This is a genomic window from Chryseobacterium sp. TQ-BC-N36 (assembly GCF_058382295.1).
In genome coordinates this window covers 4,547,496-4,573,131 of record NZ_CM178175.1, presented here as the reverse complement: position 1 = coordinate 4,573,131, position 25,636 = coordinate 4,547,496, and the positions used below count along the sequence as shown (strand labels likewise).

21 protein-coding genes and 3 tRNA genes are annotated in these 25,636 nt (G+C 36.6%); 12 read left to right on the top strand and 12 right to left on the bottom strand.

All coding sequences use genetic code 11. The features are described from left to right. Positions 1 to 11: 11 nt before the first annotated feature. Complete coding sequence (locus AC3FI7_RS20710; RefSeq protein ID WP_142724114.1) at positions 12 to 782, bottom strand: glycogen/starch synthase; 771 nt, start codon at positions 780 to 782, stop codon at positions 12 to 14. 171 nt (positions 783 to 953) lie between these two features. On the opposite strand from AC3FI7_RS20710, the gene panC reads away from it, so the two are divergent. Next, positions 954 to 1,802 (top strand): pantoate--beta-alanine ligase, encoded by an 849-nt coding sequence (gene panC / locus AC3FI7_RS20705; protein ID WP_142724115.1) that lies wholly within the window; start codon positions 954 to 956, stop codon positions 1,800 to 1,802. Between the two features lie 182 nt (positions 1,803 to 1,984). Here panC and AC3FI7_RS20700 read toward each other — a convergent pair. The 3 genes from AC3FI7_RS20700 to AC3FI7_RS20690 all read right to left on the bottom strand — a co-directional run bounded on the left by AC3FI7_RS20700 (position 1,985) and on the right by AC3FI7_RS20690 (position 2,301). After that, positions 1,985 to 2,057: transfer RNA gene (locus tag AC3FI7_RS20700), tRNA-Lys, on the bottom strand. Between the two features lie 53 nt (positions 2,058 to 2,110). After that, positions 2,111 to 2,193, bottom strand: a tRNA-Leu gene (locus AC3FI7_RS20695). Positions 2,194 to 2,228: 35 nt separating this feature from the next. Beyond that, positions 2,229 to 2,301: transfer RNA gene (locus AC3FI7_RS20690), tRNA-Lys, on the bottom strand. A 116-nt stretch (positions 2,302 to 2,417) separates the two neighbouring features. On the opposite strand from AC3FI7_RS20690, the gene AC3FI7_RS20685 reads away from it, so the two are divergent. Continuing rightward, complete coding sequence (locus AC3FI7_RS20685) at positions 2,418 to 2,933, top strand: shikimate kinase (RefSeq protein ID WP_343661190.1); 516 nt, start codon at positions 2,418 to 2,420, stop codon at positions 2,931 to 2,933. Positions 2,934 to 2,949: 16 nt separating this feature from the next. On the opposite strand, the gene AC3FI7_RS20680 is transcribed toward AC3FI7_RS20685, so the two are convergent. Then, complete coding sequence (locus AC3FI7_RS20680; RefSeq protein WP_343661191.1) at positions 2,950 to 3,387, bottom strand: RNA-binding S4 domain-containing protein; 438 nt, start codon at positions 3,385 to 3,387, stop codon at positions 2,950 to 2,952. Positions 3,388 to 3,442: 55 nt separating this feature from the next. On the opposite strand from AC3FI7_RS20680, the gene AC3FI7_RS20675 reads away from it, so the two are divergent. After that, positions 3,443 to 4,201: a hypothetical protein gene (locus AC3FI7_RS20675; protein WP_491460803.1), complete on the top strand. Its 759-nt coding sequence runs from the start codon at positions 3,443 to 3,445 to the stop codon at positions 4,199 to 4,201. A gap of 76 nt (positions 4,202 to 4,277) precedes the next feature. Here AC3FI7_RS20675 and AC3FI7_RS20670 read toward each other — a convergent pair whose 3' ends face one another. The 5 genes from AC3FI7_RS20670 to AC3FI7_RS20650 all read right to left on the bottom strand — a co-directional run bounded on the left by AC3FI7_RS20670 (position 4,278) and on the right by AC3FI7_RS20650 (position 11,018). Beyond that, a complete protein-coding gene (locus AC3FI7_RS20670; RefSeq protein ID WP_142724119.1) occupies positions 4,278 to 5,795 on the bottom strand; it encodes an FMN-binding glutamate synthase family protein in 1,518 nt (505 codons plus the stop codon). A 53-nt stretch (positions 5,796 to 5,848) separates the two neighbouring features. Further along, a complete protein-coding gene (gene mtaB / locus AC3FI7_RS20665; RefSeq protein ID WP_142724120.1) occupies positions 5,849 to 7,195 on the bottom strand; it encodes a tRNA (N(6)-L-threonylcarbamoyladenosine(37)-C(2))-methylthiotransferase MtaB in 1,347 nt (448 codons plus the stop codon). 66 nt (positions 7,196 to 7,261) lie between these two features. Then, the gene (locus AC3FI7_RS20660; RefSeq protein WP_291904206.1) at positions 7,262 to 7,852 is read right to left on the bottom strand and encodes a DUF1572 domain-containing protein; all 591 of its coding nucleotides are present in this window, start codon (positions 7,850 to 7,852) and stop codon (positions 7,262 to 7,264) included. Between the two features lie 74 nt (positions 7,853 to 7,926). Further along, positions 7,927 to 10,029: an FIDD domain-containing protein gene (locus AC3FI7_RS20655; protein WP_491460802.1), complete on the bottom strand. Its 2,103-nt coding sequence runs from the start codon at positions 10,027 to 10,029 to the stop codon at positions 7,927 to 7,929. A 191-nt stretch (positions 10,030 to 10,220) separates the two neighbouring features. Further along, the gene (locus AC3FI7_RS20650; protein WP_491460801.1) at positions 10,221 to 11,018 is read right to left on the bottom strand and encodes a hypothetical protein; all 798 of its coding nucleotides are present in this window, start codon (positions 11,016 to 11,018) and stop codon (positions 10,221 to 10,223) included. A 205-nt stretch (positions 11,019 to 11,223) separates the two neighbouring features. Here AC3FI7_RS20650 and glgP point away from each other — a divergent pair, with 205 nt between their 5' ends. Then, complete coding sequence (gene glgP / locus AC3FI7_RS20645; protein ID WP_142724124.1) at positions 11,224 to 12,888, top strand: alpha-glucan family phosphorylase; 1,665 nt, start codon at positions 11,224 to 11,226, stop codon at positions 12,886 to 12,888. A 79-nt stretch (positions 12,889 to 12,967) separates the two neighbouring features. Here glgP and AC3FI7_RS20640 read toward each other — a convergent pair whose 3' ends face one another. Both AC3FI7_RS20640 and AC3FI7_RS20635 read right to left on the bottom strand, forming a co-directional pair. After that, positions 12,968 to 13,156 carry a DUF6496 domain-containing protein gene (locus AC3FI7_RS20640; protein WP_065400615.1) on the bottom strand — a complete coding sequence of 63 codons (189 nt, stop codon included), beginning with the start codon at positions 13,154 to 13,156 and terminating at the stop codon, positions 12,968 to 12,970. An 11-nt stretch (positions 13,157 to 13,167) separates the two neighbouring features. Beyond that, positions 13,168 to 13,641 (bottom strand): hypothetical protein, encoded by a 474-nt coding sequence (locus AC3FI7_RS20635; RefSeq protein WP_142724125.1) that lies wholly within the window; start codon positions 13,639 to 13,641, stop codon positions 13,168 to 13,170. A gap of 122 nt (positions 13,642 to 13,763) precedes the next feature. Here AC3FI7_RS20635 and AC3FI7_RS20630 point away from each other — a divergent pair, with 122 nt between their 5' ends. The 8 genes from AC3FI7_RS20630 (at position 13,764) to recG (ending at position 25,146) form a co-directional block, all read left to right on the top strand. Continuing rightward, the gene (locus tag AC3FI7_RS20630) at positions 13,764 to 15,893 is read left to right on the top strand and encodes a S9 family peptidase (RefSeq protein ID WP_491460800.1); all 2,130 of its coding nucleotides are present in this window, start codon (positions 13,764 to 13,766) and stop codon (positions 15,891 to 15,893) included. An 8-nt stretch (positions 15,894 to 15,901) separates the two neighbouring features. Continuing rightward, positions 15,902 to 16,612 (top strand): hypothetical protein, encoded by a 711-nt coding sequence (locus tag AC3FI7_RS20625; RefSeq protein ID WP_491460799.1) that lies wholly within the window; start codon positions 15,902 to 15,904, stop codon positions 16,610 to 16,612. Positions 16,613 to 16,733: 121 nt separating this feature from the next. Beyond that, on the top strand, positions 16,734 to 18,389 hold the full coding sequence (locus AC3FI7_RS20620) for a peptide MFS transporter (protein WP_491460798.1): 1,656 nt from the start codon (positions 16,734 to 16,736) through the stop codon (positions 18,387 to 18,389). A gap of 133 nt (positions 18,390 to 18,522) precedes the next feature. After that, positions 18,523 to 20,277 carry a peptide MFS transporter gene (locus tag AC3FI7_RS20615; protein ID WP_142724129.1) on the top strand — a complete coding sequence of 585 codons (1,755 nt, stop codon included), beginning with the start codon at positions 18,523 to 18,525 and terminating at the stop codon, positions 20,275 to 20,277. 61 nt (positions 20,278 to 20,338) lie between these two features. Next, on the top strand, positions 20,339 to 20,734 hold the full coding sequence (locus tag AC3FI7_RS20610; protein ID WP_142724292.1) for a DUF1016 N-terminal domain-containing protein: 396 nt from the start codon (positions 20,339 to 20,341) through the stop codon (positions 20,732 to 20,734). 85 nt (positions 20,735 to 20,819) lie between these two features. After that, positions 20,820 to 22,331, top strand: a complete 1,512-nt coding sequence (locus AC3FI7_RS20605; protein ID WP_142724130.1) for a peptide MFS transporter — start codon at positions 20,820 to 20,822, stop codon at positions 22,329 to 22,331. Positions 22,332 to 22,372: 41 nt separating this feature from the next. Continuing rightward, complete coding sequence (locus tag AC3FI7_RS20600) at positions 22,373 to 22,906, top strand: thioredoxin family protein (protein ID WP_343661203.1); 534 nt, start codon at positions 22,373 to 22,375, stop codon at positions 22,904 to 22,906. Between the two features lie 152 nt (positions 22,907 to 23,058). Continuing rightward, on the top strand, positions 23,059 to 25,146 hold the full coding sequence (recG, locus tag AC3FI7_RS20595; protein WP_343661205.1) for an ATP-dependent DNA helicase RecG: 2,088 nt from the start codon (positions 23,059 to 23,061) through the stop codon (positions 25,144 to 25,146). Positions 25,147 to 25,636: the final 490 nt, after the last annotated feature.

Sequence of the window (25,636 nt, the reverse complement as noted above, 5' to 3'; positions counted from 1 at the left end):
AAAATGTGTTTTTAATAAAGTTGATTTATAGAATCTATGTCCAGATATTCCGACTTTTGGGTAGCAGTTTCATTGAAAGCCTTATCCAGGTCTTCATCAAGGAACTCATCCCCTTTCACAACGGCATCCACATAGTTCATACTTTCGATAACAAAACTTTTAATAGTTGGGTTATCTAACGCTTTTAATCCTGAAATATTATCAAACTGAAGTTTTTCATCTATTTTTTTATCCAGGTCTGCATCTTTCTCATTGTAAAGAGAAAGTACAATTTTTGCGTCTTTGAAATAAGTATCTGATTCGTAATAAGTTTTAAGATAAATTGGAACGAAAGAAGACATCCATCCGTTCAAGTGGATAACATCGGGTACCCAGTTTAGCTTTTTAATGGTTTCAATAACTCCTCTGGCAAAGAATATAGCTCTTTCGTCATTGTCTTCGAAAGGGTTTCCTTCATCATCGAAATAATATTGCTTTCTTTTGAAGTATTCTTCATTGTCAATAAAGTAAACCTGAAGTCTTTCCCCCGGAAGCGACGCTACTTTAATGATCAGAGGCTGATCCAGGTCATTGATAATAATATTCATCCCTGAAAGACGGATTACTTCATGAAGCTGGAACTTTCTCTCACTTATTTGTCCAAATCTTGGCATAAAAACTCTTACATCATTGCCTTCTTGGTGCATCTTAAGTGCCATTTTGTTTACCACTGCAGCCATATTTGTGTCTTCCTGATATGGATACATCTCTGTAGTAATGTACAGTATTTTTTGATTCGGCATAAACTTTCTATCTAATTTTTGTAAAAATGCTTTAATGTGCAAAATTACAAAAAAACATCCAACATTATTTTAATTAACATTTTTTTACGAAAATTACCTTTTCCAATTTATTAAAACCCCATATTATTATGCGATATTTTTAGTATTTTTGAAATAGTATTAAAATAAACTATGGAAGTTATAAAAAACAGGAAGGTCCTTCAGGATTTCATTGAAAGACAGAAGGAAATGGGAAAAAAAATTGGCTTTGCTCCTACTATGGGAGCCTTACACAAAGGCCATCTTTCTCTGTATGAAGAGGCAAGAAAAGAAAATGATCTTGTCATTTCTTCAATTTTTGTAAATCCAACCCAGTTCAATAATCCTGAAGATCTTGAAAAATATCCAAGAGATATTAACAGGGACATTCTTATTCTGCAGAATTCAGGGCTTGTAGATGCTGTATACATTCCTGAAGTTGCAGATATTTACCCTGAAAAAACAGAAAGTCAGCATTATGATTTTGATGGTTTGGAAAATGAGATGGAAGGAAAATCAAGACCCGGACATTTCGACGGAGTAGGAACCGTTGTAGAAGAACTTTTCAGACAGGTACAGCCAGACCATGCTTATTTTGGTGAAAAAGATTTCCAGCAGCTTGCCATTATTAAAAAAATGGTAGAGAAAAAACATCTCCCTGTTAAAATAACCGGAGTTCCTATTTACAGAGCAGAAAACGGATTAGCATTAAGTTCAAGAAACCAAAGACTTCATGAAGACCGTAAAGAAGCTTCAAAAGTTATCTATGAGACTTTAAAAAAAGTAAACGACTGGTTCAGAACCGTTACTATACCAGAAATCAAGCAAAGAGTAACTGATATTTTCGATGACCAGCAGGGAATGAAACTCGAATACTTCCTGATAGCGGATGAAAAGACACTGCAGGAAACAGATTTCTTCTATAAGGACAGAAATTTCAGAGCATTTATCGTAGTTGTTGTAGATGGTGTAAGATTAATTGACAATATGCATCTGGATTAATATATAATATACTAAAAAAACAAATGCTCTGACAGTAGTCGTCAGAGCATTTTTATTTAGGATAATTCTTATAGTCTTATTTTCAGCATTGATACAAAAATCAAAGGCCTCCTGTAGGAAGCCTTTGAAACACCAAATCACAAAATATTAATATGAAAAAAATTTACTTTTCAGTAAACTTGTGACCCGGCTGGGATTCGAACCCAGGACCCATACATTAAAAGTGTATTGCTCTACCAGCTGAGCTACCGAGTCGGCCACAATTAAATGAAATAAATTTCAATATTAATTATAAATTTTCTTTGCAGTGCCTGCGACTGGACTCGAACCAGCACATCCTTAGGAAACCACCCCCTCAAGATGGCGTGTCTACCAATTTCACCACGCAGGCAATAAAATCACAAATCAAGTAATTTTTATTGCTAGTGACCCGGCTGGGATTCGAACCCAGGACCCATACATTAAAAGTGTATTGCTCTACCAGCTGAGCTACCGAGTCGGCCACTTATTATAACAAGCTTTCATTTAAGTAATGTCCCTTGTTTTAAGTGGTGCAAAGATATGACTTTTTTCTTTATCTCAAAACTTTTTCGCAAATTTGTTTAAAAAAAATTCATGGTAATTTCATTGATCGGATACATGGGAAGTGGCAAATCTCACATTTCCAAAATATTAAGCGAAAAAATCAATTTTAAATTAATTGACCTCGATAAAGAGATTTCCAGAAGAAATAAATTAACCATTCCTGAAATTTTCGAAAAGAAGGGGGAGATTTACTTTAGAAAGCTGGAAAGAGAGGCTCTGGAAGAGATATTGGCATCAGAAGAGAATGTGGTTTTAAGCCTCGGCGGAGGAACTCCTGTATATTATAACAATATGGAGATCATCAATCATAACTCCCAAAGTGTGTTTCTAAGAAGCTCTGTGGGAACATTAGTTGAAAGACTTTCAAAACAGAAAGAAAAAAGGCCATTGATTGCCAACATATCTGATGAAGACCTGCCGGAATTCATCGCCAAGCATTTATTTGAAAGGAATCAATTTTACAGTAAGGCTCAGTTTACCGTGGGAACAGATTCCCGGGAACCAGAAGATATTGTTAACGAAATAATAGAAAAGCTCTATCTCTAGAGCTTTTATTTTTTATTTAATCTTCATCATCCGATTCACCATCTGCCTCTCCAAAGAAATCATCCCAGTCTGTAAAGTCTGAGTCGATATCATTTCCTACATATTCATCCATTTCTCTTCTGTCTTTTTTAGTAGGCCTTCCCTCTCCTTTATTTCGGTAATAGTCTTGTGACATCTTACGAAGTTTCAGCAATTCATATTGTTCTTTATCAGTCACATCCTGGATATGAAGCGGTACCAGTTTGGCTCCTATCCTGCTTTTAGGAATCTGAATTACCTTTATTTTATAATCAATCTGATTCTTACGGATTTTAATCGTATCCCCCTCTTTTACCTCCTTAGATGACTTTACGGCAGACGTTCCTATAGAAACTCTGTTCTTTTTAATCTCCTCTGCTGCAATACTTCTCGTCTTATAAAAACGAATGCTCCATAAAAATTTATCTATTCTCATAATTTTTTATACTTTTGCCGTTATATTATTTGTAAAGTAATTAAAGTTTTTTGAAATGAAAAAAATATTTTTATATATCCTTGCAGGATCTTTGTGTTTTTCTGCATGTAAAAAAGATGATTCGATTGACACCTATGTAGAGCCGGAAGACATTGCAACACAAAACAGCTATGATGATCAGGCCATTAAGAAATTCATGGATGAAAACTATCTTGACGCACAAGGTAATATAAAAGCATTCAGTTCTACGGATACTACAGATGATAATGAGAAAAAACTATCTGAACTGAATCCTGTAACGCTTCCTTCAGGAACCATCTATATCATCAGAAACGGAGCTCAGCCTGTAAATCCAGGTGCTGATCAGGTCATTAAAAATAATGACATCCTTACCTTAATGATGAAAGCTACCACTTATCTTGCAATTAATACAGACGGACAGTCTTCATTTACTTCTTCGACATCCTTTGTAAACACAATCAACGGAAGTGGTATTCCTATAATTGATCCTAAATTTTATTATATTTCTAATGTGGAAGGCAAGAAGGATCCATTGATAGCAAACGCAACAACTGACGCTGCAAAACAACCAAGTTATTATACAATTGAAGGATTTAATGAAGCTATGCAGAAGTTTACAGCATTTAAAGATTATTCCAGCGGATCACCTTATAATCTACAGGGAGTAATTATTGTTCCTTCAAGAGCTGCTTTTGCAAGAGATCCATATTATACAGGCTACAGTTCTGTTTCACTTAGAAATAAGACTTTTGTTTTCAACTTCCAGGTATACGGAAGAGCAGACAGACCATAAATAATATTAAGTTTAAATAAAATAATAACCCCGCAACAATGATTGCGGGGTTTATTTATATCAGTATTCTACAGAATTACGATCTTGCTTTCTGCTTTACATTCCCTAAGATATCCGGGAAATATAGATCTGCAAGGTGATCAAACTCATCTCCTCTCATGAACATAGTGGCATCTACCTCTTCATAAGAATTTCTTCCTGCTGCTGCAATCAGCTCATTACAAGTATGCAGTGTGTTTTTATGGAAGTGATATACTCTTTCTGCTTTATCTGTCACATCAAGTCCTTTAATAAGCATCTTATCCTGCGTTGCTACTCCTGTAGGACAGTTGTTTGAATTACATCTCAATGCCTGAATACATCCTAAAGAGAACATAAACCCTCTTGCATTGTTACACATATCAGCTCCCATGGCCACTGCTCTCAGGATATCAAGACTCGTAAGCACCTTGCCGCTGGCAATTACTCTTAATTTGCTTCTTACATTATAATTATTAAGCGTTCTGTTTACAAAAATCAAAGCGGGTTCTAATGGCATCCCTACTCCATCCGAGAATTCCGGTGGCGCGGCACCTGTTCCTCCTTCCGCTCCGTCTATGGTGATAAAGTCCGGATAAATCTTCAGGACATTCATTTGTACACAGATATCTTCAAATTCTCTAGTATCTCCGATACAAAGTTTAAAGCCAACCGGCTTTCCTCCGGAAAGATCCCTCAATTGCTGTACAAACCTCAACAGCCCGGCAGCATCGGAGAAAGCTGTATGTGATGGTGGCGAAATAACGGTCATTCCCGGTGTTACGTGGCGGATCGCTGCAATTTCCGGAGTATTTTTCACCCCTGGAAGGACACCCCCATGCCCCGGTTTTGCTCCCTGTGACAATTTGATTTCAATCATTTTTACATTCGGAAGGGTAGCATATTTGGTAAATAATTCAGGATTGAATTTTCCCTCGTCGTCACGGCATCCAAAATATCCTGTTCCAATCTGCCAGCACAGATCTCCTCCTTCCATATGGTAAGGTGAAATTCCTCCTTCTCCGGTGTTATGATAAAAGTTTCCTTTTTTTGCTCCTCTGTTCAGAGAAATCTGTGCTCTGTCACTCAACGCTCCGAAACTCATAGCAGAGATATTGAATAAAGAAGCATGGTAAGGCTGTGTACACTGCTCACCTCCTACCCACACTCTCGGAAGTTCTTCTGATGGTGACTTTGCGTAAATAGAGTGCTTGATTCCTTCATATTTCCTGTGGTTCACTTCCAGCTGTGTTCCGAAAGCTACTGTATCACTTAAATTTTTTGCACGTCTGTATACTGCAGAACGCTGGTTTCTTGGAAACGGTTTCCCGTCTGTCTCCCTTTCAATGAAGTATTGTTGCATTTCAGGTGAAATACTCTCGAAAAAATACCGGAAATATCCTAATACAGGAAAGTTTCGCAAAATAGCATGTTTCGATTGGTACGCATTGTAAACACCCAATGCATAAATTGCGGATAACAGCGTTGGTATCCAATAATGCGCTCTGATCAGTATTGCTATAATCCATGTAGCAACTACCAATACGATTCCCCAAGATAAAAACTTATCTCTCATGAATGTAGTATTTAAAGTTTAAAAATAAATTTAGTAGAATTTTTGCAAAGAGCCTATGCTTTTGCTAAAAAATTTTGGTAAGAAGATTGCACAGAAACCGTGCCATCTGACAGGATTTTTTCTAAATTCAGAAATTCAATTTGATTTACGGATGCAGGATCAAAGTCTTTCTGAACTCTCACATAATTTTCTGTGAAGCCAAACATTTTCCCATCTTTATTTTCGTGCTCCCAAAGAACAGGAAGTGTCTTTCCAAGTTGCGTCTGGTAAAATGCCATTTTCTTCTTCTCAGAAAGAATTCTCAACATTTTATTACGCTTTTTCCTTTCTGCTATAGGAACTACTCCATCCATTGCAGCAGCTTCAGTATTTTCTCTTTCAGAATAGGTAAATACGTGAAGGTAAGTAATAGGAAGCTCATTAAGGAAATTATACGTTTCCATAAATCTTTCCTCTGTTTCTCCCGGGAATCCTACAATAACATCGACACCGATAGCCGCATCAGGCATTACCTCGCGGATCTTGTTCACTCTGTCATTATAAAGTTTAGTCAGGTAACGACGCTTCATTTTTTTCAGGAGCTCATCACTTCCGGACTGTAAAGGAATGTGAAAATGAGGAACGAAGCTTCTGCTTTTAGAAACCAGTTCAATACTTTCATCTTTTAAAAGGTTGGGTTCAATAGAAGATATGCGAATTCTTTCTATTCCATCTACTTTATCCAGCTCTGAAATAAGATCAAGAAAAGTATGCTCGTGTCTTTTATTTCCAAACTCTCCTTTACCGTAATCACCGATATTTACACCGGTAAGAACAATTTCTTTGATGTCTTTTGCAGCGATCTCCGTGGCATTTCTGAGTACATTTTCTATGGTATCAGAACGTGAAATTCCTCTAGCCAATGGAATGGTACAGTAGGTACATTTATAGTCGCAGCCATCCTGTACTTTCAGGAAAGCTCTGGTTCTGTCTCCAATAGAATAACTTCCGATAAAAAAATCGGTTTCTTCAATTTCACATGAATGAACTACTCCTTCATTTTCAGATTTCTCCAAATCGTCAAGATAACTCAGAATATTGAATTTTTCTTTTGCTCCCAAAACAAGATCAACACCTTCAATCTGTGAAATTTCTTCGGGTTTCAGCTGTGCATAGCATCCAACAATTACTACCAGTCCTTCCGGATTGGCTTTCATTGCTCTTTTTACGTGAAGTTTACATTCACGGTCAGCATTTTCTGTCACAGAACATGTATTGATAACATACACATTCGCTTTTTCATCAAAACTTACCTTCTCATAACCTGCATCTGTTAATTGACGGGCAATAGTAGATGTTTCTGCAAAGTTTAATTTGCAGCCCAGTGTATGAAACGCGGCAGTTCTGTGAAAAGTAGACATTTGTTACTCCTGAATTTTATGGGTGCAAAGATAGTAATTTTAATAAGAATGCAAGATTGATTCAATCTATTGTTTATATTCGCCCCTCACTTCGGGACTGTTTTGAAAACAGACAGGTGATGAATTGATTTCCTGATCCGGGTTTGAAAATCTGGTTTTCATTTCTGTATTAAACTCCTGAGAACGGTTTCTGGCTATAGAAAGTGTATTCCAGTCTTCATTTTTTATCATTTTAGCAATATACACGATCTGCCCGATGTGATAAGGATAATGAGCCAATTGACGCATAACCGCATCTATCACAGAATGGGCTTCTCCCCTGATATATATTGTTGAATAAAGATTCTCATCATTTATTTTGTCAAGAGCATTAAAAAAACAGATCCAGCCTTTTTCCCAATACTCAAGGACTTCCTCTTTAGTTGTAAAAGAGTTGACAAATTCGTCATCACGGTTACGAGAAGATTTTTCTCCATCTTCTGTAAGGAAATTGGTCCATCTTGAAAGCATATTTCCAGCAATATGCTTTACTATTATGGCAATAGAATTACTTTCATCATTATACTGCCAGAACAGCTGCTCCTCCGTAAGCTGATCAAAGGTTTTATCACCAAGCGATTTATAGTATTCAAAGCGTTTTACAAACAGGTCTTTCATTCTTTCTATTTTGATATCTAATTTAAAATAAAAACCACTTCGTTTGAAGTGGTTTTATCTATATGTTTTATTTATTATTCCCTGTTTTTCACCAGAACCCAGCCTGTGTATTTAATTGCTGTATTCTTTTTATCATTTTCATTCCATGTGATAGAATACCAGTAGGTTCCTGTAGGGACTCTTCTTCCGCCCTGGGTACCATCCCATTTATAACCATTTGACCTGTCTGCCTGGAAGATCTTATTTCCGTACCGGTCAAAAATATTCATGATCAGGTTTTGTTTGTTGGCCAGTGCGGAATAATCGATCACATCATTTATTCCGTCTGCATTAGGGGTAATTACATTGATCAGATTAGGCACAACGATTCCGATTTCTATAGGATCACAGTCATAAGCATCTTTTACATATACTTTATGGTCTCCTCTTGAAAGGTTATTGAAAACATTGGAATCCTGCCAGATGATATTATCTATTGAATACTTGTAGGCAGGTGTTCCTCCAATTACAGATACCGTGATTGTATTATTCGAAATATCAATACCGGAAACCACCGGCTGCTCTGAAGGGAACACTTTTACAGTCTGTGTCGTGATACATTCTCCTGTTTTAAGCTTTACCCAATATACTCCTATCCCTGCTTTGATGGTCTGTGTAGTCGCTCCAGTACTCCACTCATAACTCTTAAATCCAGGTCCAGCATCCAGTATTGTCTGGTCTTCCGCACAGATAGTCACATCTTTAAGCTTATCAGAATATACCGGTGGAATAACCGCTAAAGTGATCTTTGCTATATTATAACATCCCTGGGCATCAGAAACTCTTACATATACAAATCCATTAGGTGCAATATAGTTATTGGCATTCAGAATCTCATTTGTCTGACTGACAGCATCTGTCAATGATGGATAATATTTTTTTGTAGGATTAGTCTGCCCTGTTACCGAAGCATTAACAAGATTGAAAGAGGCTGTTGACGGATTGGATTCTATAAAGCATGACCTCAGGGTCGCTTCATTGACTACTACAACCGGGTAGAATTTCAGGGTAATCTGTGCCACTGCGGTACAGCCGAATTCCGAGATTACTTTCACATAGATGATTCCCTCTGCAGACACAAATGCCATTGGGTTGGTTATTTCATTGGTCCCGGCATTGAGATCAGCCATCGTGTGATAATATTTTTTAATAACATTTGGGTTTGAAATGACATCCGCTGTTGTTAAATCAAATAAAGCGGTACCTGCATTATTATTGTTACACTCGGTCAATATTGCATTCTTAGCCGTAATAGAGCCATTTTTAAATTTAAATGTTCCGACCTGCTTACATTTATTAAGCGGATTGGCGGCATTGGTGGGATCAGTATAATTGATACTGTAATAGTAAACTGTTGTTGTATTGACTGTGATAGGAGCTGTGATAGGATTATTCCCTGTTAAGGCCTCATTCTGACTCAGATGATAACTTACTCCAAAGTTTTGATTTCCGTTGAGAATTCCGGAAGATAGTGTAGAAAAATCAAATAAAGCAGTAGCAGAGCAAATTACAACTTCTCTTGGATCAGCAGGATTGGCTGCCGGAATTCCGGGAGGATTAAATGGCTGAGTCTGAATATTGGGATCTGTAAATGGTGAAGCCAGCGTTGCAGTTCCGCCCCATGTCAAAGAAAACGGAGCTGTGGTAGAACTGGTACTGCTCACCCAGTTATCAATAAATAAATAATAGGTCTGCCCTGGCAAAACATCAAGATATTTGCAATAAGGAGTCAGAGAACCTCCTGCAGCACTTAAAAGAGTACTTGTCATATTCAATCCTGTAGCAGGACCAGGCCCTATAACCGTCGCCGCGTTACAACGTATGGGTGAACCCAAAGTACCGCAGGTCACATTAGGACCAAAAATAGCCCAGTCATAATCGGCATCCGGATTATTCGGTACCAGATCGAAAGTGAGGGTTCCTCCTGTAGCAATAGTAATTTTATACCAAATTGAATTATGTTCCCCGGTAAAGTCTATACAACTTCCCGAGTTGACCAATTCTTTTATATTACCATATCCCGTTGGACTATAAGTGATATTTGAGTTTCCACAAACTGAAAGTGCAGTGGCACAATCCGCCTGAGCATAGAAAGTATGAGAGAGGCTTAAAAATACAAATAGTAGAAGTTTTCTCATAGATTACATGTTTTTATGGTTACACTAGCTATACATCACATTGATACTCAATGCACATCAAATATACCCATAATTTAATTACAAACAATAAAAACTAAATAATTTTAAACTATTTTAAATTAAAACATCAAATAATTTAGAATTATTCATATTATTCAAAATTAAAACACAAAATAACCAAACGAAAAACACTACTTTATGCTTGTGATATTTCCACACAGATTTTCAAGGTGAAATATTTTATGAAAAGGACTTTTCACTTCTTTCAGATGCTCTTTATCCTGAATAAAAGTATACCTTGAGGCAATAGAATTCATATCAGAAACAATAACCAGCCAGCACTCGTCTACAGATGTATCGTAATAAGGAAATTTTTCATTCTTCTTTTCAATAAGTTCCAGAATCTTTTCAGAGCACAATTCATCAAACAGATTCATACTGTATTCATGGGTAATAAAAACATTTCTCCGGTGGAAAGACTTTCTTACACTTTTTACACAGCCAACGGGTTTATTTCTTTTAATGCTTTTGTAAATATTGATGATATTTTCCTGCTGCACTTCCAGATTATCAAATTTAGTTTCTGGGTGGAATTCTAAAAAATAAACACCACGATATTTCGTAGTGTCTTCCTGTTCTAATAATATTTCTGCCTGACGGAACATCTTATTCAAAGTACTTTCCACTTTCTTCATTTCCAGATGATTGATTACTTCAGTCAGTTCTATTCCAATTTTTTTGTCGTTAAGTTTTGCGATAAAGTCCGGACTCTCGCAGGTAAGGTTTTCAAATTTGACTTCGGGGAAATGATGCATAAAAGAGTTGAGAAGAAGAATCTCAGATTTTTTTCTGTACTTTTCACGGTCATGAAGCGGAGATTCGTCTATGGTACGGTGATACTTCTCTATGGGCTTTTTTTTCAAATGCCTGTTCAGGTAATATAAACTCAGATTCTTGATCAGATCTTCATCAGAAAACGTCTTTTTCATGTGTGATTTTTTTATTTAATTAAAGAAACACATGCAGCCATTGGCTTTCATCATTAAAAGTTTTTGATAATCAAAAATTTACACACTTAAAGATAAGTAAAAAAACAATTCAATGCTTTGTTTTAAAAATAATTTATCTATTAATTAATGTAAAGTTTATTTTCATAATTAATACCTTTGTTTTTTTAAACACAAACCCACATTTATGGATTTCAGGAATTTCAGAATACCTTACAATATCAATCCTCAATATTCCAAAAAAACAGTCTATTTCTCGATGGAATTTGCTCTTGAGCAAGTACTGAAAATATATTCGGGCGGACTTGGCTTTCTTGCAGGATCTCACATGAGAAGTGCTTATAACCTGAAACAAGATCTTATCGGAATCGGAATTTTATGGAAATTCGGCTATTATGACCAGGCCAGAAATCACGATCAGACTTTACAGCCCGTATGGACAAGGAAAATGTACAGCTTCCTTGAAGACACCGGAATCAAATTCCAAATCGAGATCCACAGTGCTCCGGTCTGGGTAAAAGTATGGTACCTTGATCCTGAAATTTTCAATACAGCACCCATGTTTTTCCTTTCTACAGATGTTCCGGAAAATGATCATGTTTCCAAAACGATCTGCCATAAGCTGTACGATGCCAATGAATCTACAAAGCTTGCCCAATATATTTTATTAGGAAAAGGTGGTGCCAAGTTACTGGATGAAATGAATATTGAAAGAGAGGTTTACCACCTTAATGAAGCTCATGGACTTCCGGCCGCCTTTTATCTTCTGAAAAAATACAACGGGGACCTTAATAAAGTGAAAGAAAAACTCGTTTTCACAACCCATACTCCTGAAGAAGCAGGTAATGAAAAGCACAGCTTCAGATTATGCTATGACATGTCCTATTTTTCAGGCTACAGCATGGAAGAAGTAAAAAAAATTGAGGGCTCTGATGATGACCGCTTCAACCATTCTCTTTGTGCATTAAGAATGGCAAGAATGGCCAATGGGGTTTCTCAGCTTCATGGTGTAGTTTCAAGAGCCCTGTGGAGTAAATATCCCGGCATCTGCGAAATAACTTCTATCACCAATGCTCAGGAATTTAAATATTGGGCAGACAAACCTTTATATAACGCAAAGGATGAAAATGATGCCACTGTTTTCGACTTCCGCAAAAAATATTTAAAGAAAAAACTGTTCAGCATTGTTGCAGATCAAACAGGAAATTTATTTAACCCTAATATTTTTACCATTGTATGGGCCAGAAGATTTGCAGGGTATAAGCGTGCAGAACTTCTTTTACATGATAAAGAAAGATTTTACAGACTGCTGAACCATCCTAAATATCCGGTACAGATTATCTGGGCAGGAAAACCTTACCCAATGGATTACTCTGCCATTTCTACTTTCAATACATTAGTTGAAGAAAGCAAAAATCATAAAAACATGGCTGTCCTTACAGGATATGAGCTTTCTTTAAGTAAATCTTTAAAACAAGGATCTGATGTGTGGCTTAACAACCCACGGGTTCCAAGGGAAGCATCCGGAACCTCAGGGATGACGGCCGCAATGAACGGATCTGTGAACTTATCCACAGATGACGGCTGGATCCCGGAATTTGCCAAACATAAGGAAAACTCTTTTGTAGTCCCTAAAGCAGATTACCTGAACATGAGTATCTATGAACAGGATAATTATGATTTAAACCAATTATATGAAATCCTTGAAAACGAAATACTTCCTACTTACTACGATCGTCCCGATGAGTGGAGAAAAATCCAATACAATGCTATGAATGATGTTAAGGATCACTTTAACAGTGACAGGATGGCGGATGAATATTACAGAGTGCTTTATAACGAATCGAAATAATAAAAAGCGAATAGGCACACTTGCCATTTTTGCTCTTCAACAAAAATGCCTGGAAGTTTTCCGGGCATTTTTATTAAGTTTATTTACTTTTTTTCTTGGCAGGCACTTTAAGGCCTTTTTCTCTCGCTTCAGAAATACCGATAGCTACGGCTTGTTTTCTGCTTGTCACTTTCTTTCCGGAAGAAGACTTCAGTTTTCCTTCCTTGAATTCGTGCATCACTTTTCCTACTTTGTCCTGAGCTTTTTCTGAATATTTAGTCTTGCTCATGATATTTTTTTTTAAGATTTTGGCAGGGATACCCCTAATTCATAAACGCAGGCATGTTTCAAATATTTTGAACGCTCTCTCGATGTTACCGATTCAAAATGGTCATTTTTAATCACAATGATCGGGTCTTCCGCATTTTCAATTTCAAAATTGGCAAAATATCTTTCATCCGGCGGAGACTGCTGTTGTTTGGCTTTGATTTTCTGCAGTTCATCCGCATATTTTCTGAACCCCGGATCTGAAGAATGGATAAATTTATATTCATCGCCTGCATACACATAGTAATGAAGTTTTTTTTCTATCAAACCCGCTTCATCAGTAATTTCGGGATTATCATTTCCGTCTCTGAATACGACTTCCACCAATGTTCCTCCTTTTTTATGAGCACATTCTTCAGCGTCCTTAAAACTGGAAAAACCTGTGTAAACAATCCGGTCGTTTAATACATAACGGTTGAGTTTCTGGTTGTATGCATTCGTTTCCATAATTATTATTTGATTTGATTATAGATAATGATATTCAATTTTTTTGCCAAAAAGCGTATTTGAAAAGCTTTTTTACACATTTTAATAAAATCATTATCTTTGAAATCCATTACTAATTAGAAATGAAAAAACTACTTTTAACTCTTACTGTAGCGGCTGTATTTCAAAATCTGTCTGCACAGGAAATCACTTTAGATAAAATATATTCTGGATATTACCGCGGAAAAGGCATTGCGGGGATTACTTCCATGAAAAACGGAGAAAACTATCTTGTTATCGAACCATCAGGAATTGCAAAATATTCTTACAAAACTTCACAAAAGGAAGGAAATCTTGTAGACGGAAAGTTTGAAAGCTATATCTTTTCTGATGATGAATCTAAAATCCTTTTACAGGTGGGGAGTCAGCCTATTTACAGACATTCTTTTCTGGGAAAATTCGATGTTAAAGATTTAAAGTCCGGAAAAATAATCAGTCTGAATGAAGGAAAACCGGTTCAGGAACCCACATTTTCACCTGATGCTACAAAAGTGGCCTTTATTTCTGAAAATAATCTTTTCTATCAGGATCTTACTTCTGGAAAAATCACACAGATTACTACTGACGGTAAAAAGAATTCAATCCTGAATGGTTTGGCAGATTGGGTATATGAAGAGGAATTCGGACATGCAAGACAATATGAATGGACAAAGAATTCTGATGCGATCGTATTTGTAAAGTCTGATGAAAGCCAGGTTCCGGAAATTTATATTCCAATTTATGGAAAAACCCTTTATCCGGCTGAAATGCGCTATAAATATCCGAAGGCCGGAGAGAAAAACTCTGTAGTTTCAGCACAGTTATACCGCCTTGACAGCGGAAAAACAATGCAGTTAAACCTAGGTTCTTTTAAAAACTATTACATCCCGAATGTATTCCAGACAGCAAAGCCTGATGAAATTGTTTTAATTACTTCCGAGAGAATCCAGAATGCTTCAGATATCTTAAAAGTAAACACCAAAACTGGTGCTGTTCAGAAATTATTTACTGAAACAGATGACAAATGGATTGACACGGACAGTCCTACGCTGGAATTCCTTGAAGATGATTCTTTCCTTTGGGCTTCTGAAAGAGACGGAAACCGACACCTTTACTGGTATGATAAAGACGGCAAGCTGAAAAAACAGGTTACCAAAGGGAATTGGGAAGTAACCGATTATTATGGATTTAATCCAAAATCTAAAGAAATCTACGTTCAGACCACTGAAAAAGGAAGTATCAATAAGGTTGTTTCCAAAGTAAATATCGAAAACGGAAAAGCTCAGCTGATTTCCAATGCGGAAGGAAACAATTCTGCCAATTTCAGCAAGAACTACAACTATTTCATTGAAACTTCTTCTACCGCTGCAAGACCATATACTTATGTTTTAAAAGATGGTAACGGAAAAGCGGTGAAAGAACTTCAGAACAACAATGATCAGCTACAGAAGTTAAAAGCAGATAATTTTGTTGAAAAAGAATTCATCACCATTCCGAATGCTGTTGGCGATCAGATGAATGCCTGGATCATGAAGCCTAAAAATTTTGACCCGAATAAAAAATATCCGTTATTTATGTTCCAATACTCCGGACCGGGATCTCAGCAGGTAGCAAACTCATGGGATAACGGAAATGCTATGTGGTTCAACCATCTTGTGCAAAAAGGATATATTGTCGCTTGTGTGGACGGGCGTGGAACCGGTTACAAAGGAGCAAAATACAAGAAAGTAACCTATATGAACTTAGGAAAATACGAGATTGAAGATCAGATCACTGCAGCAAAGTGGTTTGGAAACCAATCTTATATTGATAAAAGCAGAATAGGAATGTTCGGATGGAGCTTTGGTGGGTATATGACCAGCCTGGCCATGACAAAAGGGGCAGATGTTTTCAAGATGGGAATTGCTGTTGCACCGGTAACCAACTGGAGATATTATGATTCTGTGTACACAGAAAGATTCATGAGAACTCCTCAGGAAAACCCTGATGGATATGATAAAAACTCTCCTACAGAATATTCTAACCTTTTGAAAGGAAAGTTCTTATTAATCCACGGAACGGCTGATGACAATGTTCACTTCCAGAATTCTATGGAGTTTTCTGAAGCTTTGATTCAAAATAAAAAACAGTTTGATTTCATGGCTTATCCTGATAAAAACCACGGAATTTATGGTGGACAGACAAGACCACAGCTCTATCAGAAAATGACGGATTTCATTTTGAATAATTTATAATATCCGCAATGAAAAAAATTATTTTATCAGCATGTATTTTATTATCCTTTTCTGTTAGGTCTCAGATAAAAGCATTAACAGAGGATGGAAAAGAAGTAGTTCTTTTAGAGAATAAAACATGGAAATTTGTAAACGAAAGTGACGAAAAAACTCTCGAAACGATTACGACCAATGATGAATTATTTGAAAAAACAAAAGAGTCTACCTTCATTGTAAAAAGTAAAAACGTTGATGGAGGATTTTATTATAATCCTAAAAAATGGAAAATCGTAAAAGCTCCTGAAAGCAGCACCTTTCTTGAATATGCATTTAACAATCTTTCAAACTCTACGGTATATGCATTATTTGGCAGTGAAATCATGCCGGTTCAGACCCTAAAGAATTTGAAGGATATTCTGATTCCCATTATCCAGAGAAATTCAGATTATTTTAAATTAAAAAAGTCTGAATACAGAACTGTTAACGGAATTAAAGTGCTTCATGTTGAATACAGTGCCAATGTCAAGGGGCTGGACTTTGAATATATCGCCAACCTCTACCTTACCAGCGGCGGTTACTGTAGCGTATCCACTCATACCTATGCCAATCAGTTTGAAGCCAATAAAAATGAAATGGAAAATTTTGTAAATGGTATTGTAAAAGCTGAAAAAAGAGGAACAGATGTGGTAGAAATCATGACTTCTCCACCTCCTCCAATGGCTCCTAAAAAATCTAAATAAAAGAATCCCCTCACTGCAGAGGGGATTCTTTTATTTATTTCATTAATCATTTGCGACGGTATTATTTATTTTATCAATTAAAATTAAAAACCTATTTTTGGGAAATTTGAAAATTGATTATATGAAGACTAAACATCCTAAAGGGCTGCCCTATCTCTTTTTTACAGAAATGTGGGAGCGTTTCGGGTACTACCTGATTCTTGGAATCTTTGTTCTGTATGTTATTGAGCCTACGGGTATGAAAGGCGGACTTGGACTTCCGGATAAAACTGCTGATGACATTTTCGGAACTTATATTGCCTTAACTTATCTGACTCCATTTATCGGAGGATTCCTGGCAGACAGGGTTTTAGGGTATATTAAATCTATTTATCTCGGTGGCTTTTTAATGGCTGCAGGATATATAGGAATGGGTGTTTTTAAGGATTTACCTTTGTTTTATACCTCTCTCGCTTTAATTATTATCGGAAATGGTTTCTTTAAGCCTACTATTTCAACGTTATTAGGAAATCTTTATTCTGAAGAACCTTATAAAGCCAACAAAGATTCCGGGTATAATATTTTCTATATGGGAATCAATATCGGGGCATTTATCTGTAACATTATTGCGGCTTTCATGCGTAATAAATTCGGTTGGGGTGAAGCTTTTATCACTGCCGGAGTAGGAATGCTTATCGGGATGGTTATATTTACAGTAGGAAGAAAGCATTATATCCACGCAGCACAGATGAAGCCTGTACAGGAAGGTGACACCAAGCTTTCAGAAATTCTGATCAAAGTATTTGTTCCTGCGATCATTGCCGGAGCAATAGGCTGGTTTATTCCTGACAATATTTTTGGAAGTGACAGTACGGATGCCTTTATTTTTGCATGTATTCCTGTTATTTATTTCTATGCTTCCCTTTACTTTAAAGCTAAACCTGATGAGAAAGCCTCTATCGGCGCATTACTTTCCGTATTTCTGATCAGTATGTTCTTCTGGGCGGTTTTCAAACAAAACGGTACAGCGTTAACAAGATGGGCCAATTATTATACGGACAGAAGTGTTCCTGCTTCCCTTGAAAAGCCATTGGAAGGTATTTATATGGTAGATGGGAAGAGTTATGAAGACAAAGAAACTCCTGTTTATGATAATCAGTTCCGTTCCCAGAAAGATGATAACGGAGAGACTAAAAAGGAAATGGGAAAAGATGTTTATTTTAAAAACATATCTCCTGAACAGCGTTCTGCTCTTGAGAAAAATCCTGAAAATAAAGTTTATTTATATAATACGGAATTGTTCCAGTCCATCAATCCGTTCTGGGTCATTGCTTTGACGCCAGTTGTTGTAGGATTCTGGGCATTGCTGAGAAGAAAGGGAAAAGAACCTTTAACGCCTACCAAAATTGTTTTAGGGCTGTTTATTTCCGGACTTTCCTGTCTGGTGATGGTTTTGGCAGTAATGGCCGGAGACAACGGTGCTGTAAAGGTTTCTCCTTTGTGGCTGGTTGCCAGCTACGGAGTTATTACTGTAGGTGAGCTCTGCCTTTCTCCAATGGGACTTTCCTTCGTATCCAAGCTTTCTCCTGCAAGAATTACCGCTTTGATGATGGGAGGTTTCTTCCTGGCTAACTCTGTTGGAAACAAGCTTTCAGGAATTCTGGCCAGTACATGGTACAATTATGAAAACAAGACCAATTATTTCCTTGTTAACTTCGCATTGTTAATATTTGCGACACTTTTAGGTCTTTCCATGTTAAAAAGACTGAATAAGATTATGAAGGAAAAAGGGCATTAATCATTTGATATTATAACGATTAGCAAGCTGCGGAGTAGTTCCGCAGCTTTTTTATTTAAAAATAAAATTAAAACCTTGCCAAAAACCCAAAATAAACTATATTTGTCAGTCTTAACAAAAATTAACAATAGAAATGGATAATATTGAAGCATTGAGTCCGAAACCGGATGAATTTGTAGAGAATAAGAATTCCAGACATCCTAAAGGATTATGGGTTCTTTTCGGAACAGAAATGTGGGAGCGTTTCAACTTTTATGGGATGAGAGCACTTTTGACGCTCTTCATGGTAAATTCCTTATTAATAAAAGAAGCTGATGCAGCGATCATCTATGGTGGATTCCTGGCTTTATGTTATTTAACACCTCTTTTGGGAGGATTTATTGCTGATAAATATATCGGAAACAGATACGCTATTATCATTGGTGGATCGTTAATGGCTATTGGTCAGTTCTTATTATTCATCAGTGCCTCTACTTTCTCAGCGGATATTGGCAGTGCCAAACTTATCATGTGGCTTGCATTATTCGTGATCATTTTTGGTAACGGATTCTTCAAACCGAATATTTCCTCAATGGTGGGAAGCCTTTATCCAAAACAGGAAAAATCTAAACTGGATTCTGCTTTTACCATTTTCTATATGGGAATCAACATCGGGGCTTTCCTTGGTCAGTTCATCTGTCCATATGTAGGAGATGTAAAAGATGCAGCAACAGGAGTAAGAGATATCTTCGCTTTCAAATGGGGATTCTTGGCCGCTTCTATCGCGATGGTAATCGGAACGGTAACATTCTTTATCCTTAAAAACAAATATGTAGTAACTCCGGAGGGAAGACCTATCGGAGGATTACCAAAAAACAATACAAGTGCTGATTTCGAAGAAGGAGAAACCCAAACAGCTAAGTTCTCAGGTCAGGCTTTAGGGATCACAGGAGGAATATTTGTTGTTTTATTTTTCCTTTTCAGATATCTTCTTGTGGGTGAGTTTGGGTTCAATTCCGTAGAAATGGGACAGCTGATCAAAGGAATCATTTATCCATTCATTTATTCAGCCGGTATTTCTCTTGCCTTCTTAATTATGTCTTCTGCTGAAAATAAGGTGGAAAGACAGAGAATATGGGTAATCTATATTGTATCATTCTTTATTATTTTCTTCTGGGCTGCATTCGAACAGGCAGGATCTTCATTAACGTTTATTGCAGATAACCAAACCGACAGAAACATTTTAGGATGGAATATGCCGCCTTCAATGGTTCAGATCTTTAACGGAATCTTCGTTGTTATTTTGGCAGTTCCTTTCAGTTTAATCTGGGATAAATTAAGAGCTAAAGGAAAAGAGCCTGTATCTCCATTCAAACAAGCGATGGGATTAGCATTGATCGCCCTTTCCTATTTTATTATTGCCCATAATGTAAAAGACCTAGGAAACTCAGGTTTATTGGCAATCAAATGGTTAATGTTACTTTATTTCATCCAGACATGTGGTGAGCTTTGTCTTTCTCCGATTGGTTTATCATTGGTTGGTAAACTTGCTCCAAAAAGATTTGCTTCATTACTGTATGGTGTTTTCTTTATTTCTAACGCTGCTGGTTATGCATTAGCGGGTTCTCTAGGAGCGCTTATCCCTGCCACTGGTGACAAGTTCAAGAAAGCGGAAGAATTAGGAGTTAATCTACAGGATGTTTTAGATAAAAAAGTAACGCTGACTGCTGATCAGGTAGCGGCTTTCGATAAAGCTCAGCTTCCGTTACACAACCCTACTTTTGTAGGATTTGAAATCCATAATCTATTTGAATTCTTTATGGTATTCGTAGTACTTTGTGGTATTGCTTCTGTGATTTTAGGTTTAATTTCACCGATCTTAAAGAAAATGATGCACGGTGTAAACTAATTGTATCAACAAAATATGATAAAGCCTCTGCCAAGTCAGAGGTTTTTTTTATTTTCGTATGATGGAAATTTCCGAAGATTCTTTATTCCAATCCGTAAAGGAAATCATTAGACAGTCGCGCGAAAAAGTGTTTCGGATAGCGAATTCTACGCTACTGCTCACTTACTGGCAGATTGGAAAACTTATTGTTGAAGATGAACAACAAGGAAAAGAACGGGCAGAATATGGAAAATATACGCTGAAAAAGCTTTCTGAAAAACTCACTTTGGAGTTCGGGAAGGGGTTTGATTATACAAACTTATCTAATATGCGGAAATTTTACACAGCATTTCCAATTGTTGACACATTGTCTCAACAATTGAGCGGGTCCCATTACAGATTTTTCCCACTCAAAATGATAAAAACAATTTATTTACCAGCAAATACCTGCTGTACCTCCCAAAAGAAGAAGAATTAAAACAAATTATTGACCAGGACAGAATCCGTTTTGAACTGGATCAGGACAATAAAAACCCTTAATTAGAACTTAATCATATATCATTATGAGCTTAACTTTAGATGAAATACAAAATTTCAAAGGAAAATATCCCAGACAGATCTGGAGCCTGTTTTTCTCTGAAATGTGGGAACGTTTCTGTTTCTACGGAATGCGTGGAATGCTGGTCTTTTTTATGATCTCTCAGCTTAATTTCCATGAAAAAGAAGCCAATCTTCAATATGGTGCCACCCAGGCTTTTGTGTATGCCTTTACTTTTGTAGGTGGTCTTTTTGCCGATAAAATTTTAGGATTCAGAAAATCCCTTTTCTGGGGAGGCCTTCTGATGATTGTAGGAAGTTTAATTCTTGCTACGGATCCCCACAAATTCTTTTTCTTAGGAATAGCATTCACCGTAGTAGGTACAGGTTTCTTCAAACCAAACATTTCATCTATGGTTGGACAGCTTTATAAACCTAATGACTCAAGAGCTGATGCCGGATTTTCTCTTTTCTATGCGGGAATTAATCTTGGAGCATTGCTGGGTGGTTATTTATGTATTGCTATTGGTAAAGGAGAATTTCTAAGTAATATTATTGCAGAAGAAATGAGATGGCATATTGCTTTCGGGTTAGCTTCAATAGTAATGGTAGTAAGCTTAATTAACTTTGTTTTTACACAAAGAACGTTGGGTACTATCGGTTTACAGCCAGGGCATCCTTTAGCAGAAACGAAAACTGCTCCTATTCCAAAATGGAAAGAGTATGGGGTATATGTTTTATCGTTAGTTTTTGTTCCTGTCATTATGACCATGGTAGCGAAGACAGAATATACAGATTATTTTATGTGGACGATCGGGCCATTAACTTTAATCTATTTATTCTATGAAATGTCTAAAGTCACCACTTCTGAACGTAAAAAGCTTTGGGCAGCTTTAGTCTTCATTATTTTTTCCATCATATTCTGGGGAATTTATGAGCAAAGCGGTGGATCATTAAGTATTTTCGCAGCTAAAAACCTGAACAAAGACCTTTTCGGATTAGACCCCAATGGGGTTAATAATTCAGGAGGAGCCTTCTTTATTATCTTCCTTGCTCCATTGATCGGACTTCTTTGGATCTGGATGAATAAAAGAAAAATTGAACCCAATACGATTATTAAATTCGGATTAGGATTTATTTTCCTGGGACTGGGGTACTATGTTTTATTTGCCACCCGCTTATTTGCAGATCTTCAGGGAATTACTTCTTTGAACTTCTTTACTCTGGCATTATTAATCATTACTCTGGGGGAATTATGCCTCTCTCCTATCGGATTATCCATTATGACAAAGCTTTCTACCAAAAATCTTCAGGGAATGATGATGGGAATGTGGTTTCTTGCTTCAGCGTATGGACAATATGTTGCAGGGATTATCGGTGCCAGTCTTGCAACATCAAAAGAAGGTTCCAGTAACTATGATGCTTTGATCACTTATACTGATGGATATAAACAATTGGGATTGTATGCGGTAATTGCCGGAGTGGTATTAATTTTGATATCTCCGTACGTGAAAAAATTAATGCAGGATGTAAAATAGAAAATAAGTAATTATGCTTATTTTTACCTAAATATCACAATATGAAGAAAATTTTAAGCATAGTTCTCTTACTTCTATTAAATTTCAGCTTTGCCCAGGTAAAGTGGATGACCATTGAGGAAGCCTTGAAAGCTCAAAAAGAAAATCCCAAAAAAATACTTATTGATTTTTATGCAGACTGGTGTGGTCCCTGCAAGATTATGGATAAAAAGACTTACGGACATTCCGTAATCGCTCAGAATCTGAATGAGAATTACTATCCGGTAAAATTCAATGCTGAAGAAAAAAAGAGTATTGAAATCTTTGGAAGAACATTTTCCAACCCTGATACTGAACACAAAAAAGGAAGAAATTCTTTGCATGAATTTACACAGTATATGAATGTAGGTGCTGTTCCAAGTACAGTATTCCTGGATGAAAAGGGAGATCCTATCACCATTCTTCAGGGAGAATTATCAGCCAAAGAACTGGAGCCTTATCTGGAACTGATCTCCAAAGATCTGTTCAAAAAGATTAAAACCAGAGAACAGTGGGAGGATTACCAGAAAAAGTTCAAATCTAAAATTAAAGATTAATTTAGGGTTTAAGTCCCGATTTCCGGATTCAATTCTAAAAATTCACCATACAGACTTTCAATTTTTTTGGAAGTCTTTTTTATTTTACCGAAATTCGGACCTTTGTTTTTTCATACTGATCTGGACATGTTGAACCAGATCTCAAACGCAAAATGACTTTAGAAACTTCCATAGAATATGTAAAAGGAATAGGTCCGGAAAGAGCCAAACTCATTAAAAATGTGTTGGGCTTATCTACTGTAGAAGATATGCTGAATTTCTACCCTATCCGCTACCTTGACAAAAGTAAAATTTATAAAATTTCCCAGCTTCAGGAAGAAAGCAATCAGGAAATACAGCTGAAAGGGAAAATCACCCAGGTACAGGAAATCCAAACCGGCAAAACCAAAAGATTATCTGCAAAGTTCAATGATGAAACAGGCAGTATGGATCTTGTATGGTTTCAGTATTCAAAATGGCTGAAAGAACAGCTGCCTGTAAATAAAGAGGTTTATATTTTTGGAAAGATCAATGTTTTCAACCGCCAGTTTTCCATGCCGCATCCGGAAATAGAAGCTGAAGAAAAAAAAGAGGGAGATACCCGTCTGAAACCTATATATCCGAGTTCTGAAAAACTCACCAAAAGAGGGTTAAATCAAAGGTTTTTTCAGAATGCCTTAAGAAATATCTGCAAAGAGATCCCAAGCCTCATTGAAGAGAATTTTCCGGATTATCTGATGAAAACTTTTAAGTTCATGTCAAGGCAGCATGCTTTTCTGAATGTTCACTTTCCGAAGGATGCAGAACATTTTGATAAGGCTGATTACCGGCTGAAATTTGAAGAGTCATTTTTCTTTCAGTTAGGATATGGCTTAAAGAAACTCCACCATAAAACCCAATCACATGGTAATCCTTTTCCAATAATTGGTGATCATTTCAATGATTTTTATGAAAATCATCTTCCTTTTGACCTTACCAATGCCCAAAAAAGAGTATTAAAGGAGATCCGTATGGATATGAAAAGGCCAATCCAGATGAACAGGCTTTTACAGGGCGATGTAGGATCAGGAAAGACAATGGTAGCACTTCTTACCATGCTTATTGCGATGGACAACGGTTTTCAGAGCTGCCTGATGGCTCCAACAGAAATTCTTGCCCAACAGCATTACAACGGAATCAAAGAATTGTTAGAAAAAACAGGAATCAATATCCGTCTTCTGACAGGTTCTACCAAAGCAGCCGAAAGAAGAATTATCCATGAGGAACTGGAAAACGGGATCCTTTCTATTCTAGTGGGAACCCATGCCGTTTTAGAAGATAAGGTTAAATTTAAAAATCTGGGATTGGCAATTATTGATGAGCAGCATAGATTTGGGGTTGCCCAACGGGCTAAGCTTTGGGCTAAAAATAAAATTCCCCCACATATTCTGGTCATGACCGCCACCCCCATTCCAAGGACTCTGGCAATGAGTTTTTATTCTGATCTGGATGTTTCCGTAATTGATGAAATGCCAGTGGGAAGAAAACCCATTATTACCGCTCATAGACGTGAAAAAGACAGACTGTATGTCTATAATTTCTGTAAAGATGAAATTAAAAAAGGGCGGCAGGTTTATTTTGTATATCCACTTATTGAAGAATCTGAAACGTTAGATTATAAAAACCTGATGGAAGGTTTAGAACACGTCATGGATTATTTCTCAGAATACAATGTAACCATGCTTCATGGAAAAATGAAACCGGATGAAAAAGATGCTGCCATGGCCTATTTTGCCTCCGGGAAAGCAGAGATTATGGTGGCAACCACCGTAATTGAAGTGGGCGTAAATGTTCCCAATGCTTCAGTAATGGTCATTGAAAGTTCCGAAAGGTTTGGGCTGTCACAGCTTCACCAGCTGAGAGGCCGCGTGGGAAGAGGAGCTGAACAGAGTTACTGTATCCTGATGACTTCTGATAAGTTATCCAAGGAAAGCAGAACCCGTATCAAAACAATGACAGAAACCAACGATGGCTTTAAAATTTCTGAAGTGGATATGCAGCTTCGGGGTCCAGGAGATATTCTGGGTACGCAGCAAAGCGGAGTGGTCGATTTTAAAAAACTGGATCTTATCAATGATTCAGCCATCATTAAAACAACAAAAAATACGGTAGAAAAAATTCTGGAAGCAGATCCTATGCTTTCCAGACCTGATAATCTGATTATTAAGAATTATTATATCAGATATTACAGAGGAAAAAATAAGTGGAGCAAAATATCATAAAAAAACCGCAGAAAAAAATTTTCTGCGGCCCCCTTATAAAACTGTTATTTAGAAGAAATTACTTTTTGTTTCTCTAAAAATTTATTTTAATAGTTTACACTTAATATTTTGTGATGTGGTGTGAAAATATTTATATAATAATATGTTATGAGATAAAGCCATAACTATTAAAATAAATTATAAAAAACAAAATGAATTATTTTTTTCCAACTTGCTTATTATAAAAACTAACTGTGTTTCGATGGAGATGAGGGAATGAAACGAATAAAAATACCTCCAACTACTATTGAGTTTTCATGATTGTACCGTTTTGTTTAAAGATCTTCTGTGCTTTAAAATTGGAAAATTATTATAATTCATTTTGTTAACTAACATCGTTATTTATATAATTTTTTTTGTTCTTTAGAAACAATTACTTTTCATTCATCTGTATCTTCTTCTATATAATGAAATTTGTGTCTGAGATTACTTTTACAAATGTCAGTATATT

What these genes read in the sequence shown, in the direction of transcription:
- AC3FI7_RS20710 (WP_142724114.1), bottom strand. Translation starts at nt 782, where the DNA reads ATGCCGAATCAAAAAATACTGTACATTACTACAGAGATGTATCCATAT.
- panC (WP_142724115.1), top strand. Translation starts at nt 954, where the DNA reads ATGGAAGTTATAAAAAACAGGAAGGTCCTTCAGGATTTCATTGAAAGA.
- AC3FI7_RS20685 (WP_343661190.1), top strand. Translation starts at nt 2,418, where the DNA reads ATGGTAATTTCATTGATCGGATACATGGGAAGTGGCAAATCTCACATT.
- AC3FI7_RS20680 (WP_343661191.1), bottom strand. Translation starts at nt 3,387, where the DNA reads ATGAGAATAGATAAATTTTTATGGAGCATTCGTTTTTATAAGACGAGA.
- AC3FI7_RS20675 (WP_491460803.1), top strand. Translation starts at nt 3,443, where the DNA reads ATGAAAAAAATATTTTTATATATCCTTGCAGGATCTTTGTGTTTTTCT.
- AC3FI7_RS20670 (WP_142724119.1), bottom strand. Translation starts at nt 5,795, where the DNA reads ATGAGAGATAAGTTTTTATCTTGGGGAATCGTATTGGTAGTTGCTACA.
- mtaB (WP_142724120.1), bottom strand. Translation starts at nt 7,195, where the DNA reads ATGTCTACTTTTCACAGAACTGCCGCGTTTCATACACTGGGCTGCAAA.
- AC3FI7_RS20660 (WP_291904206.1), bottom strand. Translation starts at nt 7,852, where the DNA reads ATGAAAGACCTGTTTGTAAAACGCTTTGAATACTATAAATCGCTTGGT.
- AC3FI7_RS20655 (WP_491460802.1), bottom strand. Translation starts at nt 10,029, where the DNA reads ATGAGAAAACTTCTACTATTTGTATTTTTAAGCCTCTCTCATACTTTC.
- AC3FI7_RS20650 (WP_491460801.1), bottom strand. Translation starts at nt 11,018, where the DNA reads ATGAAAAAGACGTTTTCTGATGAAGATCTGATCAAGAATCTGAGTTTA.
- glgP (WP_142724124.1), top strand. Translation starts at nt 11,224, where the DNA reads ATGGATTTCAGGAATTTCAGAATACCTTACAATATCAATCCTCAATAT.
- AC3FI7_RS20640 (WP_065400615.1), bottom strand. Translation starts at nt 13,156, where the DNA reads ATGAGCAAGACTAAATATTCAGAAAAAGCTCAGGACAAAGTAGGAAAA.
- AC3FI7_RS20635 (WP_142724125.1), bottom strand. Translation starts at nt 13,641, where the DNA reads ATGGAAACGAATGCATACAACCAGAAACTCAACCGTTATGTATTAAAC.
- AC3FI7_RS20630 (WP_491460800.1), top strand. Translation starts at nt 13,764, where the DNA reads ATGAAAAAACTACTTTTAACTCTTACTGTAGCGGCTGTATTTCAAAAT.
- AC3FI7_RS20625 (WP_491460799.1), top strand. Translation starts at nt 15,902, where the DNA reads ATGAAAAAAATTATTTTATCAGCATGTATTTTATTATCCTTTTCTGTT.
- AC3FI7_RS20620 (WP_491460798.1), top strand. Translation starts at nt 16,734, where the DNA reads ATGAAGACTAAACATCCTAAAGGGCTGCCCTATCTCTTTTTTACAGAA.
- AC3FI7_RS20615 (WP_142724129.1), top strand. Translation starts at nt 18,523, where the DNA reads ATGGATAATATTGAAGCATTGAGTCCGAAACCGGATGAATTTGTAGAG.
- AC3FI7_RS20610 (WP_142724292.1), top strand. Translation starts at nt 20,339, where the DNA reads ATGGAAATTTCCGAAGATTCTTTATTCCAATCCGTAAAGGAAATCATT.
- AC3FI7_RS20605 (WP_142724130.1), top strand. Translation starts at nt 20,820, where the DNA reads ATGAGCTTAACTTTAGATGAAATACAAAATTTCAAAGGAAAATATCCC.
- AC3FI7_RS20600 (WP_343661203.1), top strand. Translation starts at nt 22,373, where the DNA reads ATGAAGAAAATTTTAAGCATAGTTCTCTTACTTCTATTAAATTTCAGC.
- recG (WP_343661205.1), top strand. Translation starts at nt 23,059, where the DNA reads ATGACTTTAGAAACTTCCATAGAATATGTAAAAGGAATAGGTCCGGAA.